This is a genomic window from Streptomyces coelicoflavus (genome assembly GCF_003112555.1).
Lineage (GTDB): Bacteria > Actinomycetota > Actinomycetes > Streptomycetales > Streptomycetaceae > Streptomyces > Streptomyces coelicoflavus.
Genome location: NZ_BEWB01000006.1, coordinates 551,102 through 568,030 on the forward strand (window position 1 = coordinate 551,102; position 16,929 = coordinate 568,030).

At 72.7% G+C, this 16,929-nt stretch carries 17 protein-coding genes and 1 pseudogene; 11 read left to right on the forward strand and 7 right to left on the reverse strand.

The genetic code is table 11. From position 1 onward, the window contains the following. Positions 1 to 16 precede the first annotated feature (16 nt). Entirely contained in the window at positions 17 to 505 is a 489-nt protein-coding gene (locus tag Sco07f_RS17455) for a DinB family protein (protein WP_108988331.1), read from the reverse strand. Positions 506 to 531: 26 nt separating this feature from the next. Then, positions 532 to 1,194 (reverse strand): class I SAM-dependent methyltransferase, encoded by a 663-nt coding sequence (locus tag Sco07f_RS17460; RefSeq protein WP_108988332.1) that lies wholly within the window; start codon positions 1,192 to 1,194, stop codon positions 532 to 534. A 150-nt stretch (positions 1,195 to 1,344) separates the two neighbouring features. Between Sco07f_RS17460 and Sco07f_RS17465 the strand changes: the two genes are divergently transcribed. After that, positions 1,345 to 1,980: a helix-turn-helix domain-containing protein gene (locus tag Sco07f_RS17465; RefSeq protein WP_007444322.1), complete on the forward strand. Its 636-nt coding sequence runs from the start codon at positions 1,345 to 1,347 to the stop codon at positions 1,978 to 1,980. On the opposite strand, the gene Sco07f_RS17470 is transcribed toward Sco07f_RS17465, so the two are convergent. Next, positions 1,941 to 2,861 (reverse strand): LysR family transcriptional regulator, encoded by a 921-nt coding sequence (locus Sco07f_RS17470; RefSeq protein WP_087789652.1) that lies wholly within the window; start codon positions 2,859 to 2,861, stop codon positions 1,941 to 1,943. The genes Sco07f_RS17465 and Sco07f_RS17470 overlap by 40 nt on opposite strands. Before the next feature lie 95 nt (positions 2,862 to 2,956). Between Sco07f_RS17470 and Sco07f_RS17475 the strand changes: the two genes are divergently transcribed. From Sco07f_RS17475 to Sco07f_RS17515, 9 genes are all read left to right on the forward strand, one after another. Next, positions 2,957 to 3,787 (forward strand): SDR family NAD(P)-dependent oxidoreductase, encoded by an 831-nt coding sequence (locus Sco07f_RS17475; RefSeq protein ID WP_108988333.1) that lies wholly within the window; start codon positions 2,957 to 2,959, stop codon positions 3,785 to 3,787. A 104-nt stretch (positions 3,788 to 3,891) separates the two neighbouring features. Then, positions 3,892 to 4,233: a YrdB family protein gene (locus Sco07f_RS17480; RefSeq protein WP_108988334.1), complete on the forward strand. Its 342-nt coding sequence runs from the start codon at positions 3,892 to 3,894 to the stop codon at positions 4,231 to 4,233. 110 nt (positions 4,234 to 4,343) lie between these two features. Then, on the forward strand, positions 4,344 to 5,480 hold the full coding sequence (locus Sco07f_RS17485; RefSeq protein ID WP_108988335.1) for a DUF4190 domain-containing protein: 1,137 nt from the start codon (positions 4,344 to 4,346) through the stop codon (positions 5,478 to 5,480). 146 nt (positions 5,481 to 5,626) lie between these two features. After that, positions 5,627 to 6,379, forward strand: coding sequence for a GntR family transcriptional regulator (locus tag Sco07f_RS17490; protein WP_007444326.1), 753 nt, complete (start codon positions 5,627 to 5,629; stop codon positions 6,377 to 6,379). Between the two features lie 399 nt (positions 6,380 to 6,778). After that, positions 6,779 to 6,970 (forward strand): SPOR domain-containing protein, encoded by a 192-nt coding sequence (locus Sco07f_RS17495; protein ID WP_007444327.1) that lies wholly within the window; start codon positions 6,779 to 6,781, stop codon positions 6,968 to 6,970. A gap of 58 nt (positions 6,971 to 7,028) precedes the next feature. Further along, complete coding sequence (locus tag Sco07f_RS17500) at positions 7,029 to 7,463, forward strand: (deoxy)nucleoside triphosphate pyrophosphohydrolase (RefSeq protein ID WP_108988336.1); 435 nt, start codon at positions 7,029 to 7,031, stop codon at positions 7,461 to 7,463. 80 nt (positions 7,464 to 7,543) lie between these two features. Next, complete coding sequence (locus Sco07f_RS17505) at positions 7,544 to 7,954, forward strand: ATP-binding protein (RefSeq protein WP_167468135.1); 411 nt, start codon at positions 7,544 to 7,546, stop codon at positions 7,952 to 7,954. 299 nt (positions 7,955 to 8,253) lie between these two features. After that, entirely contained in the window at positions 8,254 to 10,866 is a 2,613-nt protein-coding gene (locus tag Sco07f_RS17510; protein WP_108988337.1) for a SpoIIE family protein phosphatase, read from the forward strand. Positions 10,867 to 11,107: 241 nt separating this feature from the next. Then, positions 11,108 to 12,283, forward strand: coding sequence for a glycoside hydrolase family 18 protein (locus tag Sco07f_RS17515; RefSeq protein ID WP_108988338.1), 1,176 nt, complete (start codon positions 11,108 to 11,110; stop codon positions 12,281 to 12,283). On the opposite strand, the gene Sco07f_RS17520 is transcribed toward Sco07f_RS17515, so the two are convergent. Genes Sco07f_RS17520 through sdhC form a run of 3 tightly spaced genes read right to left on the reverse strand, consistent with a single transcriptional unit; the run spans position 12,280 to position 15,870 of the window. After that, positions 12,280 to 13,059, reverse strand: coding sequence for a succinate dehydrogenase/fumarate reductase iron-sulfur subunit (locus tag Sco07f_RS17520; protein WP_108988339.1), 780 nt, complete (start codon positions 13,057 to 13,059; stop codon positions 12,280 to 12,282). The genes Sco07f_RS17515 and Sco07f_RS17520 overlap by 4 nt on opposite strands. Then, the gene (locus Sco07f_RS17525; protein WP_108988340.1) at positions 13,056 to 15,017 is read right to left on the reverse strand and encodes a fumarate reductase/succinate dehydrogenase flavoprotein subunit; all 1,962 of its coding nucleotides are present in this window, start codon (positions 15,015 to 15,017) and stop codon (positions 13,056 to 13,058) included. Before Sco07f_RS17525 ends, Sco07f_RS17520 begins: the two co-directional genes overlap by 4 nt. Before the next feature lie 16 nt (positions 15,018 to 15,033). Further along, positions 15,034 to 15,870, reverse strand: a complete 837-nt coding sequence (sdhC, locus tag Sco07f_RS17530) for a succinate dehydrogenase subunit SdhC (RefSeq protein ID WP_007444464.1) — start codon at positions 15,868 to 15,870, stop codon at positions 15,034 to 15,036. A gap of 122 nt (positions 15,871 to 15,992) precedes the next feature. Here sdhC and Sco07f_RS17535 point away from each other — a divergent pair, with 122 nt between their 5' ends. Next, a complete protein-coding gene (locus Sco07f_RS17535) occupies positions 15,993 to 16,298 on the forward strand; it encodes a barstar family protein (RefSeq protein WP_087792868.1) in 306 nt (101 codons plus the stop codon). Here the strand turns inward: Sco07f_RS17535 and Sco07f_RS17540 are convergent. Further along, a pseudogene (locus Sco07f_RS17540) lies at positions 16,299 to 16,929 on the reverse strand (IS5 family transposase); the annotation flags it as partial. It lies immediately after the preceding gene.

Below are 16,929 nucleotides of genomic sequence, written 5' to 3' on the forward strand. Positions count from 1 at the left end.
GCCACGGGCCGGCCGCTCAGCGTCCCGTCGTACCGTCGATCAGCTCGCGCAGGATGTCCGCGTGGCCCGCGTGGCGGCCGGTCTCCTCGATCATGTGGGCGAGGGCCCAGCGGGCGCTGGGCGCGGGACGGCCCGGACGGGGCCGGGGGAGCGGGGCGCCGAGGTCGGCGCAGGCGTCGAGGACGTGGTTCGCGCGTTCGACGGCCTCCCGGTAGCGGGCGACGACATCGGCCACGCCGTCCCGGGGCGCGGCCCGGAACGTCGCCGGCCAACTCCGCACCTCCTCCCCGAGGAAGAGGGCGCGTTCGACGTGGGTCAGGTGGTTGAGCAGCCCGAGCAGGTTGGTGCCGGACGGCACCGCGGCCGTGCGGACCTGCGGTTCCGGGGCGTCCTCGACCTTGCCGGCGACCGAGGTCCGCAGGTAGTCGAGGAACCCGCGCAGGGTCTCGGCCTCACCGTCTCCGGTGCGGGGCGGCGGCGCGTCCCGGCGGGGTGTGGTGGACATGGTGACCTCCTGGTGGACGTGTGCCTTCAGCCGGTGCGGTGGACGAGCAGGACGTGGTCGACGACCTCCGCGGTGCGCCCGTCCGGGCCGGTCGCGGTCCGGCGAGGGGCCTCGGCCCGTTCGACCCGCCACGTCGCCGGGTCGAGGGCGAGGTCCGCCGCGACTTCCCGCGGGGCCGGGTACCGGGCGTCGGGGTCCTGGTCCCACGACCACGGCGCGGTCGAGCCGTGGTCGACGACCAGCAGCCGCCCGCCGGGGCGCAGCGCGTGCGCGGCCGCACGCAGGACCGCCGCCCGGTCCAGGTCGAAGGGGGTGTGGAGGTAGTGCGCGCAGACCAGGTCGAACCGGCCCCCGGGGAAGGAGGCGCGCAGATCGTGCCGTACGGCGTCCACCCGGTCGCCGAGGCCGTGCGCGCGGGCGTGTCCCGCGAGCCGCTCGGCCGCCACGCCGGAGATGTCCACGGCCGTGACCCGCCAGCCCCGCCGGGCGAGCCACAGCGCGTCCCCGCCGCTGCCGCACCCCAGGTCCAGGGCGGTGCCGGGAGGCAGGCCGGTGACCGTCTCGACGAGACGGACGTTGGGCCGGGGGGCGTCGGGCGCCGGGCGGGCGGCGTACACGCCGTCCCAGAAGGTGACCGCCTCGGCGGCACTCGCCGGACTCGGCGGATCGTTCGGACTCGTCGGCCTCATCGGATCGTTCGGACTCACCGGGACTCCTTCGTTCGGGCTCGTTCGGGCTCGGCCGGGCTGGGCCGGCAGCCGTGGGCGGCGGATGCGGACAGTCTTGGCAGCGGCCGTCCGATCCGGCACGAGAACTTGCCGTTGTGGCAAGGTGGCCCGATGGACGCCGGAGCGGACGACGTGGACGACGTACTCGACGCGGTGGGCCCGCGCCTGCGCGCGCTGCGCCGTGAGCGGGGCATCACCCTCGCCCACCTGTCTGCGGCGACCGGGGTGTCGGAGAGCACCCTGTCGCGGCTGGAGAGCGGGCAGCGCAGGGCGACCCTGGAGCTGCTGCTGCCGCTCGCCCGGATCTACGACGTTCCCCTGGACGACCTCGTCGGCGCCCCGCGCACCGGCGACCCGCGCATCCACCTGAAGCCCGTCCGGCGCTTCGGGATGGTCTTCGTGCCGCTCTCCCGGCGGCCGGGCGGCACCCAGGCGTTCAAGATGATCATCCCGAGCCGTCCGGCACCGCTGGAACCGACCCCGCAGACCCACGAGGGCTCCGAATGGCTGTACGTGCTCAGCGGCCGGCTGCGGCTGCTGGTCGGGGAGCGCGACCTCACGCTGACGCCCGGTGAGGCGGCGGAGTTCGACACGTCCCTGCCGCACTGGCTGGGCAGCGCCGACGGCGGCGCGGTCGAACTGCTCGTCCTCTTCGGCCTCCAGGGGGTGCGGGCGCACGTGCGGGACGGCGGTGCCCGAGCGCCCGGTCAGCCCCCGGCCGTCACCCGGCGGCAGGCCTCCACGTAGCCCCGGACCAGGGCCCGCCCCTCGTCCTCGCGGCGCCAGGCCAGCGCGTAGCGGCTGGGGCTCAGCCCGCGGACCGGGCGGGTGCCGACGCCGCCCAGGGTGATCAGCGGGGCGTTGCCCGTGGCCACCAGGCAGATGCCGAGGCCCGCGACCAGGGCCTCGTACGTCTCCTCGGTACCGGAGATCTCGGCGCCGACCCGCGGTGGGCCGGCGCCGAGTGCGCGCCGCTCGTCCAGCGCCAGCCAGAAGTCGCGCAGCACGCCCGCCTCCGGGGGCAGGGCGAGGAACGGCTCGGCGACGAGGTCGGCGAAGTCGAGCTCCGCGCGGGAGGCGAGCGGGTGGGTGTCGGGGAGGGCGACCAGGCGGGGTTCCTCGGCGACCACCGTCCAGGCGTGGCGGCCCGCGTCGGGCAGCGGCAGCCACACGTACGCGACGTCGGCGGTGCCGTCGGCCAGGCCCGCGGTCGAGTCCTCCCAGCTCATCTGCCGCAGCCGCAGGACCGCCTCCGGATGGGCCGCCGTGAAGCGGGAGCGGATCGCCGGCAGCAGCCCGCCGCGTCCGGGGCTGGTGCTCATGCCGACGACCAGCGTGCCGCGCCGCGCCTCCCGGACCGCCTCCACCGCCGCCGCGCCCTCGGCCCAGTCGGCCAGCACCCGCCGGGCGTGCGGCAGCAGTGCCGTGCCCGCCTCGGTGAGCGCCACGCCCTGATGGTCGCGGCGGAACAGCTCGGCGTTCACCTGCCGCTCCAGCGCGCGGATCTGCTTGCTCAGCGCGGGCTGGGACACGTACAGCAGCTCGGCCGCCCGCGTGAAGTGCAGTTCCTCGGCCACCGTCACGAAGTAGCGCAGCTCCCGCAGATGCACGTCCGTCGTCATAGCCATGGGTTATCACCGTGGGTCTTGGACCGGCAACCGGCTTGTGGCCGAGGCTGGTTGGCGTCGGAGCGACGGACGTGAACGGGACACGAGGAGTCGGTATGAACAAGGTCTGGCTGATCACCGGTGCGAGCAGTGGCTTCGGGCGGGCGATCGCCGAGGCGGCCCTGGCCGACGGCGACGTCGTGGTCGGAGCGGCACGGCGCCCCGAGGCACTCGACGGCCTCGTGGCCGCGTACCCCGACCAGATGGAGGCGCTGCGCCTGGACGTCGCCGACACGGCCGCCGCCGGGGACGCGGTGCGGGACGTGCTGGCACGGCACGGCAGGGTCGACGTGCTCGTCAACAACGCGGGCCGCACGCACGTCGGCGCCCTCGAGGAGACCGGCGAGGACGAACTGCGCGCGCTGTTCGACGTGCACGTCTTCGGGCCGGCCGCGCTGACGCGCGCGGTGCTGCCTTCCATGCGGGAGCGGCGCTCGGGCGCGATCGTGCAGATGAGCAGTATGGGCGGGCAGATGTCCTTCGCCGGCTTCTCGGCGTACAGCGGCACGAAGTTCGCGCTGGAGGGCATGTCCGAAGGGCTCGCGGACGAGGTCCGGGACTTCGGCATCAAGGTGCTGATCGTCGAGCCGGGCTCCTTCCGCACCGGCCTCTTCCAGGCCGGCAACGCCGGGATCAGCGCGGACAGCGGCGTGTACGCCAAGGTCGGCGAGACCCGCGGGATGATCGCCGGAGGCGACGGCGGCCAGCCCGGCGACCCGGCCAAGGCGGCGGCCGTCATCCGGGCCGCCCTCGCGGCGGAGCACACCCCGCTGCGCCTGCCCCTGGGCGACGACGGCGTCGGCGCGGTCCTCGGCCACCTCGACCAGGTCCGTGCCGACGTCGAGGCGTGGGAGAAGCAGACCCGGGCCACCGGGTTCGACGACTGAGCCGCGGCGCGACGGATTCCCCGGCTTTGTTCCGTCCATGGCGAGCGGGCTGACACCTTGGTCTCCGCATCCGACCGTGCCCGTGTCCGAACCAGGAGTCCGTCGTGCTCTCGTTCCTGAAGTCCCTCAACCTCCTGCTGATGTTCCTGCTGGAACTGGCGGTGTACGTCGCGGTCGTGCTCTGGGGGATCGCCGTCGGCGACCGGTGGCCGGTCGAGGCGGCCCTGGGGGCGGGGGCGCCGGTGGTGATGATGACGGTGTGGGCCCTGTTCGGGTCGCCCCGCGCGGCACACCCCGCGCGCGGGGCGTGGCGGATCGTCCTGGAGGTGCTCTGGTTCGGTGCCGGCGCGGCCGCCCTGGCCGCCTCCGGCAGACCGCGCTGGGCGGTCGCCTTCGCCGGTGTCTGCCTGGTCAACGCGGCGCTCAGACGGCTGTGGAGGCAGTGAGGGCACCCGGCGCGTCCGCGGTCCGCGGGCCGCCTCCCGTCCGGGCCGCTTACGATGCGCGAGGCCGCACCCGTCGGTGCACCACCCTCGCGAACAGGAGCAAGGCACCCGTGTCGATACCGCCACCGCCGGGACCCCAAGGGCCGTACCCGCAGGGCCCGTACGCTCCGCCGTGGGGCCACCCCCTCGGCCCGTACCCCCGGCAGGCCCCCGTGAGCGGGCTCGCCGTCGCCGCGTTCGTGCTCGGGGTCCTGTGCTTCGTGCCGGCGGTCGGGCTCGTGCTGGGGCTGATCGCGCTGGCCCGGATCCGGAAGCGGGGCGAGCGGGGCAAGGGGTTCGCGGTGGCCGGCTGCGTCCTGTCCTCCGTGGGGCTGGCCCTGTGGGCGCTGACGCTCTCCACGGGCGCCGTGGCCGACTTCTGGGAGGGCTTCCGGGACGCAGCGCGCGGTGAGGGCACCGCCTACGCGCTGGAGAAGGGCGAGTGCTTCACCACACCCGGGGGCTCTCTCCAGGGGGTGACGTACGACGTCGACCAGGTGCCGTGCGCCGGGGAGCACGACGGCGAGGTGTTCGCCGTGTTCGACCTGCCGCGCGGCGGCTCGTACCCGGGGGACGACGCGCTCACGTCGATGGCCGACCTGCGCTGCTACGGGCTCGTGGGCGAGTACGCCATGGACGACTGGGCCCTGCCCGCCGATGTCGACGTGTACTACCTGACGCCGACCCGGCGCAGCTGGCTGTCGAACGACCGGGAGATCACCTGCCTGTTCGGCAGCACGGACGAGCGGAAGAACCTGACCGGTTCGCTGCGCAACGACGCGACGACGCTCGACGCGCACCAGATCGCGTACCTGGAGGCGGCGCGGTCCCTGGACGGGGCCCTGGAGGCGACGCCGGAGAACGAGTACTTCGAGGACGACCCGACCGCGCAGCAGGCGTGGGCGGGCCGGGTGGAGAACGCGCTCACCGAGGAGATCGGGATGCTGGGCGCGCACTCCTGGCCGTCCGCGAGTAAGCAGCCGGTCAACGAGCTGGTCACCGACCTGGAGGCGGCACGCGAGGAGTTCGCCGCGGCGGAGGTGACCCCCGACGCGGACGCGTTCTACGAGCACCTCTACCAGGGCTACGCGCTCATAGACGGCGACACCACGGTCACCGCCCGCGAGTCCCTCGGCCTCGACACCTCGCCGCCGGAGTACGCGGAGTCCGGCGGCGACGGGGGAGAGAGCCCCGGCAAGGAGGTGTGAGGGCGCCCATAGCGGGGAGAAAGTGCCTGCGTAAAGCCCTCGGGCCGCAGAAGTCATCACATCGAGTGATTCTTTGGCCTTTGCTTGCCCGGTCGACCGGCGGTTGCCACGCTGTTGCTGTCTGTACAACCTGATGGGAGCGGCCAGTGACATTCGGTGAGCAGCCGGCGTATCTCCGTGTCGCGGGTGATCTCCGCAAGAAGATCGCCGACGGCCTGCTGCCGCCTCATACCCGCCTCCCGTCCCAGGCTCGGATCCGCGAGGAGTACGGCGTCTCGGACACCGTCGCCCTGGAGGCCCGCAAGGTGCTGATGGCCGAGGGGCTGGTCGAGGGCCGCTCCGGCTCCGGCACCTACGTGCGCGAGCGGCCCGTCCCCAGGCGCGTCGCCCGCTCCGGGTACCGGCCGGCCGGCGGCGCCACGCCCTTCCGGCAGGAGCAGGCCGACGCCGACGCGCGCGGCACCTGGGAATCGCGCAGCGAGCAGGCCGAGGCGAGCGGTGCCGTGGCCGAGCGGCTCGGGATCAAGCCCGGCGACCGGGTGATGTGCACCCGGTACGTCTTCCGGGAGGCCGGCGAGGCCGTCATGCTCTCCACCTCCTGGGAGCCGCTGGACCTGACCGGGCGCACCCCGGTGATGCTGCCCGAGGAGGGGCCGCTCGGCGGCATGGGCGTCGTCGAGCGGATGGCCGCCATCGACGTCGTCGTCGACAACGTCACCGAGGAGGTCGGCGCCCGCCCCGGCCTCGCCGAGGAGCTGCTCGCGCTGGGCGGCGTACCGGGGCACGTGGTGCTGGTCGTCCAGCGCACGTTCTACGCCTCGGGGCGCGCGGTGGAGACGGCCGACGTGGTCGTCCCGGCCGACCGCTACCGGGTCGCGTACCACCTGCCGGTCAGGTAACCCGGCAACCGGCGCCCGGTCCAGGGCGGTTCACCGCCGCCACGGTGTGAGATGGCGCACGCCCGTCGTGCGCCTCCCGCGCCGCTTTCCGCCGCACGCGCGCCTGCCCGCACCCGGGCCGAGGCTCGGTACCTCCGCGCGCGGCGCCGTAATCCGGCCGTTCCCGCAGGTCGCGTCCCTCGGCCCCGCCATGCCTGTGACCGGAGGCATCGGTGTGCGTGGGCGGCGCGTTCTGCATCGTGCGCCCCCTGCGTTCTGGCTGGTTGCGTACCTCTTTGTGCAAAGTCGTATTCGCTCCGTGAAGGTTGGGCGTACGCTCGGGCATATGCGGACTGCGGTTTCCTTGGCGGGCGGGGCGCGGCGAGTGCCGCGGGCGGGAACGGGAGGTGGAAGGGCGCGATGAACGACAGCACGGTCACTCTTCCCTGGCTGGTCTTCCGGCAGGACGACAACGGCAATCGCTATCGCGTGGGCAGGTATGCGACCCGGGCCGAGGCCCAGCAGATCGCGGACACCCTCGACGGTCGCGGACACCAGCAGCTCTACTGGGTCGAGAGGCTCGGCGCGGCGGGCACGGGCACGGCCGACTGACCGGCGCCCTCCGCGGGGGCGGGCCGGGGCCGGCCGGAGAGGCCGTAGGCTCCGGCGCATGACGGAACGGATCGTGGTGGGTGCCGCCCTGCTCGACGGCGGGCGCCTGCTCGCCGCACGCCGGAGCGCGCCCGCGGAACTGGCCGGGCGCTGGGAGCTGCCCGGCGGCAAGGTCGAGGCGGGGGAGACGCCCGAGGCGGCGCTCGAGCGCGAACTGCGCGAGGAACTCGGAGTGGCGGCCGAGGCCGGAGAGCGCGTCCCGGGGCAGTGGCCCCTGCGGGCGCCGTTCGTCCTCCAGGTGTGGACCGCCCGCCTGCTCCCCGGCTCCGCCGCCCCCGAACCCCTCGAGGACCACGACGACCTGCGCTGGCTGACCCCCGCCCAGGTCTGGGACGTTCCCTGGCTCGAGCAGGACGTACCCGCCGTCGAGCGGGTGCTCGCCCACCTGGGACTCGGGGCGAGGGGCGCGGCGCGCGGTACCGGGACCGGATGAGCGGTACCCGGCCCGGATAAAGGGTATGTGCCCATTAACCCCATGAAAAGGGACACCGGTGGGGGTTGTCGGCCGGGGAAGTGATCGGCGTGAGCGACGACGAGGGCGACTGTGCCGAGTGGGTCTTCCCCGCGGCCCCGGACGCCGTGCGGACCGCCCGCTCCCTGGTCCGCCGCACGCTGGACGAGTGGCGCCTCGGCAGCGTCGGCGACATCACCGCCCTGCTGGTCAGCGAACTGGTCACCAACGCCCTGCGGCACGCCACCGGACCCATCGGCGTCCGCCTGGTGCGCGACCCGGCCGGAGCCGCCGGGGTCCTGCTGGTCGAGGTGTCCGACCCGCTGCCCGACCCGCCGCGCGAGCGCGTCGCCCGCCCCGACGACGAGGACGGCCGCGGCCTGCAACTGGTGGCGTCCGTGACGCGGCGCTGGGGCACGCGCCCCGGCGAGGCGGGCAAGACGGTGTGGTTCGAACTCGCCCTGCCGAGCTGACGCGACGGCTTCGTGACACACCGTTGCCATCGCGACGACAAGTGTCCGGAATGTACCGACATCACCCCTGACTGCGGCCGTCAACCGGTTCAGGCCAGTGGCAGTTGTGGAACTGCGTGATTCGATGCCGTGTCCGCTGGTTAGAAGACTGGAAGTGTTGTCACGGTCCGGACCGAAAACCATCGGGACCGTGCTGTGATCGTGAACACCGTGTCGTGCGGCGCCGTAGTGCTGGATACTGCGGGCAGCCGCCTCCGGTGACCGGTGCCGGACGCGGTGAGCTGGAGGGGACGGTTCGCGTGAGCGAGATACCAGCGAGGGCCGAGGAGCCCACGGAGTCCACGGAGTCCGGGGGCCCGTCGCAAGACGCGCCCCTCGGTGACGCGGTGTGGCAGAGCAGCCCGCCCGGCTCCATCTACGACTACGTCAAGGTCGCGTCCTTCTCCATCGGCCCCGACGGGCTCGTCGACCAATGGAGCCTGCGGGCGGAACAACTGCTCGGCATCCGGGCGGAAGACGCCGTGGGTACCGACCCCATCGAGGCCTTCATCGACCCCGACCTGCGCGAGCGCGGCCGGCGCAAGATGACCGAGATCCTCGACGGCCGGGAGTGGACCGGCGTGGTCCCCTTCCGGACACCGGGCGGCGGCGCCGGGTCCGGGTCGCGGGCGAGCGGACGGCGCGGACAGCGCGGGCTGGCCGAGGTGTACGTCATGCCGACGCGCACCGAGGACGGCGAGAAGGCCGCCGTCTGCATCGTCGTCGACGTCCGCGTCCTGCGCAGCATCGAGACCGACCTGGCCGCCTCACAGGCCATATTCGGCCAGTCTCCGTTCGGCTTCCTGCTGATCGACCCCGACCTGACGGTGCGCCGCGCCAACCAGCGGTTCGCCTCCACCTTCGGCGGCACCCCCGACGACCACCGCGGCAAGGGCGTCCACGACTACCTGCCGCGCGCCGAGGCCGACCGGGTCTCCGCGACCCTGCGCCGGGTCCTGGAGACCGGCGACTCCATCACGGACATGCACGTCACGGGCTTCGTGCCGGGCACCGAGGAACGCCGCCACTGGTCCGTCAACCTGTACCGCGTGCACAGCGGTTCCGGCCGGCCCATCGGCGTCGCCTGGCTCGGCACCGACATCACCGCCCGCCGCCAGGCCGCCCGCGAGGCCGCCAACGCCCGGCGCAACCTCGCCCTCCTCAACGAGGCCGGCGCCCGCATCGGCAACTCCCTCGACCTGGAGACCACCGCCCGGGAACTCCTCGACGTCGTCGTCCCCGGCTTCTGCGACCTGGCCACCGTGGACCTCTACCAGGGCCTGCTGGTCGGCGACGAGACCCCGCCGGGACTCGCCGACGGCAGCGCGGAACTGCGCCGCGTCGCCTTCTCCAGCGCGGTCTCCGACGCCCCGTTCCTCGGCACCGGCGAGCGGGTCAAGCTCGGCGCCGTCCACCATTACCCGTTCAACTCGCCCTGCGCCGACGCCCTGCGCACCGCCCGGCCGCGCAGCGTCCCCGCCGAGGACGGCGGCCTCGTGCAGTCCACGCTCGCCGTGCCGATGGTCGCCCACGACACGGTCGTCGGACTCGTCCAGTTCGCCCGCACCAAGGGCAGCGAGCCGTTCGGCGACCGCGACCGGGACCTCGCCGTGGAACTGGCCGCACGCGCCGCCGTCTGCATCGACAACGCCCGCCTCTACCGGCGCGAACACGAACGCGCGCTGATCCTGCAACGCTCCCTGCTCCCGCCCGGCGACCCGGAGGCCTCCGGACTCGACATCGCCTGCCGCTACCTGCCCGGCGAGGCGGCCACCGGCCGGGCCAGCGAGGTCGGCGGCGACTGGTTCGACGTCATCGAACTCCCCGGGCACCGCACCGCGCTGGTCGTCGGCGACGTCATGGGCCGCGGCCTGCGCGCCGCCGTCGCGATGGGCGAACTGCGCACCGCCGTACGCACCCTGGCCCAGCTCGACCTCGAACCGGCCGAGGTGCTGGCCCAGCTCGACGAGATCGCCCGCGGCCTCGGCACCCCCTCCGGCGTCCAGCAGGCCACCCGGGCCGCGCGCCGCCCCCGCGAGGCCGACCTGTCCGAGGTGTACCTGGCGACCTGCGTGTACGCCGTCTACGACTCCGTGACCAGGCGCTGCACCTTCGCCAACGCGGGCCACCTGCCGCCCGTCCTGGTCGAGCCCGGCGAGTCCGCGCTGATGCTGGACGTACCGCCGGGACTGCCGCTCGGCGTCGGCGGGGAACCCTTCGAGGAGGTGGAGGTCGAACTGCCCGAGGGCGCCCTGCTCGCCCTCTACACCGACGGACTGGTCGAGAGCCGCGACCACCCCCTCGACGAGGGACTCCAGGCCTTCGTGGGCGCCCTCACCGACCCCACCCAGCCCCTCGAGGACGTCTGCGACCAGGTCCTCAACACCCTCGACAGCCACCACGGCGAGGACGACATCGCCCTGCTCATGGCCCGCGTCCAGGGCCTGCCCAGCGACTCGGTCGGCGACTGGACGCTGCCGCGCGAGCCGCGCAGCGTCGGCCGGGCCCGCGAGTACGCCCGCGCCCGGCTGCTGGCCTGGGACATGGAGGAGCTGGTCGACACCACGGAACTGCTCGTCAGCGAGCTCGTCACCAACGCGCTGCGCTACGGCGAGGGTGAGATCAGGCTCCGCCTCCTCCTGGACCGCACCCTGGTCTGCGAGGTCTGGGACTCCGGCCTGGTCCAGCCGCGCCGGCGCCGCGCCCGCGACACCGACGAGGGCGGCCGGGGCCTGCAACTGGTCGGCCTGCTCAGCGCGGCCTGGGGCTCACGCCGTACGCCGCGCGGCAAGACGGTCTGGTTCGAACTGCCCCTGCCGGGCGCCGACACCCAGCTCACGGACCCGGCGGAGGCGTTGCTGAGCCTGTTCTGACCCGGCCCGGAGTCGTCCGGTTCCGGGACCGCCGGGTGCGGCGCACATGCCCGTACCCGGCCAGCAGCAGCGCCGCCCCGGCCGTGACCAGGGGCGGCACCAGATCGGCGGAGATCGTCACCGCACACCCCTGACCGCAACCGGAACACCGGTACGCATCGTCCCTGGTGGCAACACGCTCGGATCGTAAGCGTGGCAGCCGGCCACCGCGACCGGGGACGGGCCACAGGGAGGGGACACCGTGGCAGACACGGAGCCGAGAGACACCGAACCACAAGCCGATCCGGCAGCCGCCGACGGCGATCAGCCCCCACAGGGGCCACCCGCACCCGACAACGAAAGCAGCACGGGTGGTGCGGGTGGGAACAGGGATGCCGAAGGCGAAGCCGAGGCGTCCCGACGAACGCGCCGCCGCACCGGCATCCGCATCCGCCGAACGGTGCTCGCCATCGTCCTCGTCCTCCTCGTCCCCCTCCTCACCGCCGAGACCGCCCTCCGCATCAACTACATGGGCGACCCCGCAGCCGGCACCCACACCCGCAACCGCGACGCGATGTGGCTCGGCCACGCCTGGGTCGACGGCCGCAAGAAGGACGCGGACCTCAAGGCACTGGCCCGGGAACTGAAGAGCACCGGAATCCGCGACCTGTACGTCCACACCGGCCCGATGGAACACGACGGCACCCTGCCGAAGTCCCTCTACCCCAGGGCCCGCTGGCTGGTCGACGGCGTGCACCGCGAGATGCCCGGCATCCGCGTCCAGGCGTTCCTCGGCGACGTCCTCGCCACCGAGAGCCCCGACGGCATGCGCCTGGAGCGGGCCGGCACCCGCGCCGCCGTCGTCGACTCGGCCCGCCAGGTCCTGGACGTGGGCTACGACGGAGTCCACCTCGACCTGGAGCCGCTGCACTCCGGCGACCGGAACTACCTCTCCCTCCTGGACGACATCCGCGCCGTCACCCGCGCCCGCGACGCACAGCTCTCCGTCGCCGCTCACCAGATCGACCCGCTGCCGGGCTTCCACTCCTTCTGGGGCACGGTCGCCGGGCACCCCAAGTGGTGGTCGCAGGAGTTCTTCGGCCAGGTCGCCCGCCGCGTCGACCAGATCGCCGTCATGTCGTACGACACCATGCAGCCCCTGGAGAGCCTGTACGGCGGCTACGTCGCCCAGCAGACCTCACTGGCTCTGGAGGTCACCCCGCCCACGACCCACCTCCTGATGGGCCTGCCCTTCTACCACGAGAACCGTTTCGGCCACTGGAACCACGCGGAGACCGTCGCCGCCGCCGTCCGCGGCGTCCGCCTCGGCCTGTCCCGCACGGACGCCGACCGGGAGCGGTTCGGCGTCGCCGCGTACATCGACTTCGCGGCGACGGAGCAGGACTGGGCGTCGTACCGGGACGGCTGGGTGCGCTAGGACCCGTCCCGGGACCGGCGGCCGATCTTCGAACCCAGCCACACCAGTGGGTCGTACTTGCGGTCGACCGCCCGCTCCTTGAGCGGGATCAGCGCGTTGTCCGTGATCCGGATGCCCTCGGGGCACACCTCCGTGCAGCACTTGGTGATGTTGCAGTAGCCGAGGCCGTGCTCGTCCTGGGCGGTGCGCGACCGGTCCAGGCCGGTGTCACCGGCGGCGTCCAGCGGGTGCATGTCCAGTTCGGCGACGCGCATGAGGAAGCGCGGGCCCGCGAAGGCGGGCTTGTTCTCCTCGTGGTCCCGTACGACATGGCAGGTGTCCTGGCACAGGAAGCACTCGATGCACTTGCGGAACTCCTGCGAGCGGTCCACGTCCTCCTGCATCATCCGGTACTCGCCCGGCCCGAGGTCGGCGGGCGGCACGAAGGCCGGGACCTCGCGGGCCTTGGTGTAGTTGAAGCCGACGTCCGTCACCAGGTCCCGGATCACCGGGAACGCGCGCAGCGGTGTGACGGTGATCGTCTCCTCGCGGGTGAACACGGACATGCGGGTCATGCACAGCAGCCGCGGCCGCCCGTTGATCTCGGCCGAGCACGAACCGCACTTGCCCGCCTTGCAGTTCCAGCGCACCGCGAGGTCGGGGGCCTGGGTGGCCTGGAGGCGGTGGACGATGTCGAGGACCACCTCGCCCTCGTTGACCTCGACCGTGAAGTCCTGGAGCCCGCCGCCCTCCACGTCACCGCGCCACACCCGGAAGCGGGCCTCGTAACCGCTCATTCGGACCGGCCCTCCAGTTCCTCGTCGGCGAGGTACTTCACCAGCTCCTCCTTGTCGAAGAGGGCGAGCAGGTCGGGCCGGATCGGCTCGGTGGCCTGCCGCTCCAGGGCGATCCGGCCGCGCTCCGGGTCCGTCGTCGCCGGGTCGCCCGCCGCCTCGCCCGCCGGGTCGGCCAGCGAGCAGATCAGGTGGGCCGGGCGCCAGCGCCGGTCCATCGACGGATGGTCCTCACGGGTGTGCCCGCCGCGCGACTCGGTGCGCTCCAGCGCGGCCCGTGCCACGCACTCGCTGACCAGCAGCATGTTGCGCAGGTCCAGGGCGAGGTGCCAGCCCGGGTTGAACTGCCGGTGCCCCTCGACGCCGGCCCGGCGGGCGCGCACCCGCAGCTCCGCCAGCTTCTCCAGGGCCTGTTTCATCTCCGCCTCCCGGCGGATGATCCCGACCAGGTCGTTCATGGTCTGCTGGAGCTCCTGGTGCAGGGTGTACGGGTTCTCCGGCGGGCCGTCGGCGGGCTCGTGCGCCTCGGCCGAGAACGGCCGCAGCGCCTCCGCGGCGGCGGCGTCGACCTGCGCGTCGTCGACCCGGGCGCGCCTGCCCCCGTCCGCCCGGCCCGCCGCGTGCTCGGCCGCGTACCGGCCCGCCCGGCGCCCGAACACCAGCAGGTCGGACAGCGAGTTGCCGCCCAGCCGGTTGGAGCCGTGCATGCCGCCCGCCACCTCACCGGCCGCGAACAGTCCCGGCACCCCGCGGGCGGCGGCGGTGTCGGAGTCGACGGCGATGCCGCCCATCACGTAGTGGCAGGTGGGCCCGACCTCCATCGCCTCCGCCGTGATGTCCACGTCCGCCAGCTCCTTGAACTGGTGGTACATGGAGGGCAGCCGGCGCCGGATCACGTCGGCGGGCATCCGGGTCGACACGTCCAGGAAGACCCCGCCGTGCGGTGAGCCCCGGCCCTCCTTCACCTCGGCGTTGATCGCGCGGGCGACCTCGTCGCGGGGGAGCAGTTCGGGCGGGCGCCGGTTGTGGTCCGGGTCGTCGTACCAGCGGTCGCCCTCCTCCTCCGACTCGGCGTACTTCTCCTTGAAGACGTCGGGGACGTAGTCGAACATGAACCGCTTGCCCTCGGAGTTCCTGAGCACCCCGCCGTCGCCGCGCACCGACTCGGTGACGAGGATGCCCTTCACCGAGGGCGGCCAGACCATGCCCGTCGGGTGGAACTGGACGAACTCCATGTTGAGCAGCGGCGCCCCGGCCAGCAGCGCCAGGGCGTGGCCGTCGCCGGTGTACTCCCACGAGTTCGACGTCACCTTGAACGACTTGCCGATGCCGCCGGTCGCGATCACCACCGAGGGCGCCTGGAGGACGAAGAAGCGGCCGCTCTCGCGCTCGTAGCCGAAGACCCCCGAGACCACGCGGTCCTCCTTGAGGACGCGGGTGACCGTGCACTCCTGGAAGACCTTGAGGCGGGACTCGTGGTCGCCGGTCTCGCGGAAGTCCTCCTGCTGGAGCGAGACGATCTTCTGCTGGAGGGTGCGGATCAGCTCCAGGCCCGTGCGGTCGCCGACGTGGGCGAGGCGCGGGTACTCGTGGCCGCCGAAGTTGCGCTGCGAGATCCGGCCGTCCTTCGTCCGGTCGAACAGCGCGCCCCACGTCTCCAGCTCCCACACCCGCTGCGGCGCCTCCTGGGCGTGCAGCTCGGCCATCCGCCACTGGTTGAGGAACTTGCCGCCGCGCATGGTGTCGCGGAAGTGGACCTGCCAGTTGTCCCCGGAGTTGACGTTGCCCATGGAGGCGGCGATGCCGCCCTCGGCCATCACGGTGTGCGCCTTGCCGAACAGCGACTTGCAGATCACGGCCGTACGGGCGCCCCGCTCGCGGGCCTCGATCGCGGCGCGCAGCCCGGCGCCGCCCGCGCCCACCACGACGACGTCCCATTCCTGCCGGTCGACCACGGACATCAGAAGGCCTCACTCATCAGAAGAAACGCGGATCGTCGAAGGCACCGGACGCCACGAGATACACGTAGAAGTCGGCCAGCGCCACGCTCACCAGCGACGCCCAGGCCAGCTGCATGTGGCGGGCGTTGAGCCTCCCGACCCACTGCCACATCCGGTAGCGCACGGGATGCCGGGAGAAGTGCCTGAGCTTGCCCCCGACGATGTGCCGGCAGGAGTGGCAGGACAGGGTGTACGCCCAGATCAGCGCGATGTTGGCGAGGAAGACCAGGGTGCCGAGCCCCATGTGGCCCCAGGCGTAGTGCTCGTCGCGGAAGGCGAGCACCGTGTCGTAGCTGAGGATGCCCGCGACCAGCAGCGCCGCGTAGAAGAAGTACCGGTGGACGTTCTGAAGGATCAGCGGGAAGCGGGTCTCGCCGGTGTACTTCTTGTGCGGCTCGGCCACCGCGCAGGCCGGCGGGGACGCCCAGAAGCCCCGGTAGTAGGCCTTGCGGTAGTAGTAGCAGGTCAGGCGGAAGCCGAGCGGGAAGATCAGGATGATGATCGCCGGGGAGATGCCCCACCAGGTGCCGAAGAGCTCCCAGTTGGGCCCCGAGCGCATCGGCTCGCAGTTCTCCGCCAGACAGGGGGAGTAGAAGGGCGAGACGTACGGGGCCGCGTAGTAGTCGGCGTTCGCGAAGGCCCGCCAGGTCGAGTAGACGACGAAGGCCAGCAGGCCCGCGGCGGTGGCGGCCGGGGCCAGCCACCAGCGGTCGGTGCGCAGGTGCGGGGCGCGGATGGCGGCGCGCGTCGGGGTGTGGACGCCACCGCCCGGGGGACGGTCATCGGTGGCTGGAGGTTCGGTGCCGGTTGCCACTGGGCGACTCCGGTCGGGTCGGGTCGGGTTGAGGGCGTGCCTCGAGTCCGCGGAGCAGGCGCCCTAGGTCCTGTCTCTTTGGAGGTCTGACGCCTTGGATGAGGGCCGATTACTCTGTCGTGATGGCCAAGAGGATTGAGTCGGAGCTGGTGGTTGACCTGCGGGGTAGGTCGATCGAGATGCTCGATGACTTCTGGGACGCCGTGGCTGAGCCTTGCGGACTGCCGGAGTGGTTTGGCCGGAACACGGAAGCCTGGCGGGACACCATCCAGACGCGGGGCATCTCCGAGGTCATCGACAGCTATGACGTCCTGGTCGTGCACGTGGACAAACGAGGAGTCTTCGCGGCCCGGAACCGCGAAGCTCGAGCCCTGCGAAGCGTCTTTTCAGGGAGGCAGTCGCGTCTGGTCGTGCACGAGCTGCTCTGATCACCGCGTCGAGCGGGACCAGATCAGGATGGCCGCCAAGTGCAAAGCAGCCTCGTAGGCCAGGGCAAGCTTGTCCGTGCGCATCGCCAGACCACGCCACTGCTTCAAGCGGCTGATGCACCGTTCGACGGTGTTGCGCTGCTTGTACGCCTCCGCGTCGAAGCCTGGTGGCCGGCCTCCGGCTCGCCCTCTCCGCAGGCGGTGTCCGACCTGGTCGGCAGGCTGCGGGATGACGGCGCGGATGCCTCGCCGTCGGAGATGGCTACGGATCGCGCGGGAAGAATAGGCGCGATCCGCGAGGACGGTCTCCGGTCGAGTCCGGGGCCTGCCGAGTCCGCGTCGCGGGACGCGGATTCTCGCCATGACGGCCTCGAATGCCGGAGCATCACCCGCCTGACCAGCGGTGACGTAGAGGGCCAACGGCCGTGCCCGGTTATCGCTGGCCAGATGTACCTTCGTACTCAGGCCGCCACGAGAACGTCCGAGTGCGTGATCGTCGGGTTCCGACCGTCGCGCAGCCCCCTTTTCACGGCCCCAGCCGCGTGCTGATGGGCCCGGCAGATGGTGGAGTCCAGCGAGACCGTCCACTCCACGTCGTCATCCGCGTCGGCGGTGGCCAGGACTGCGGCCA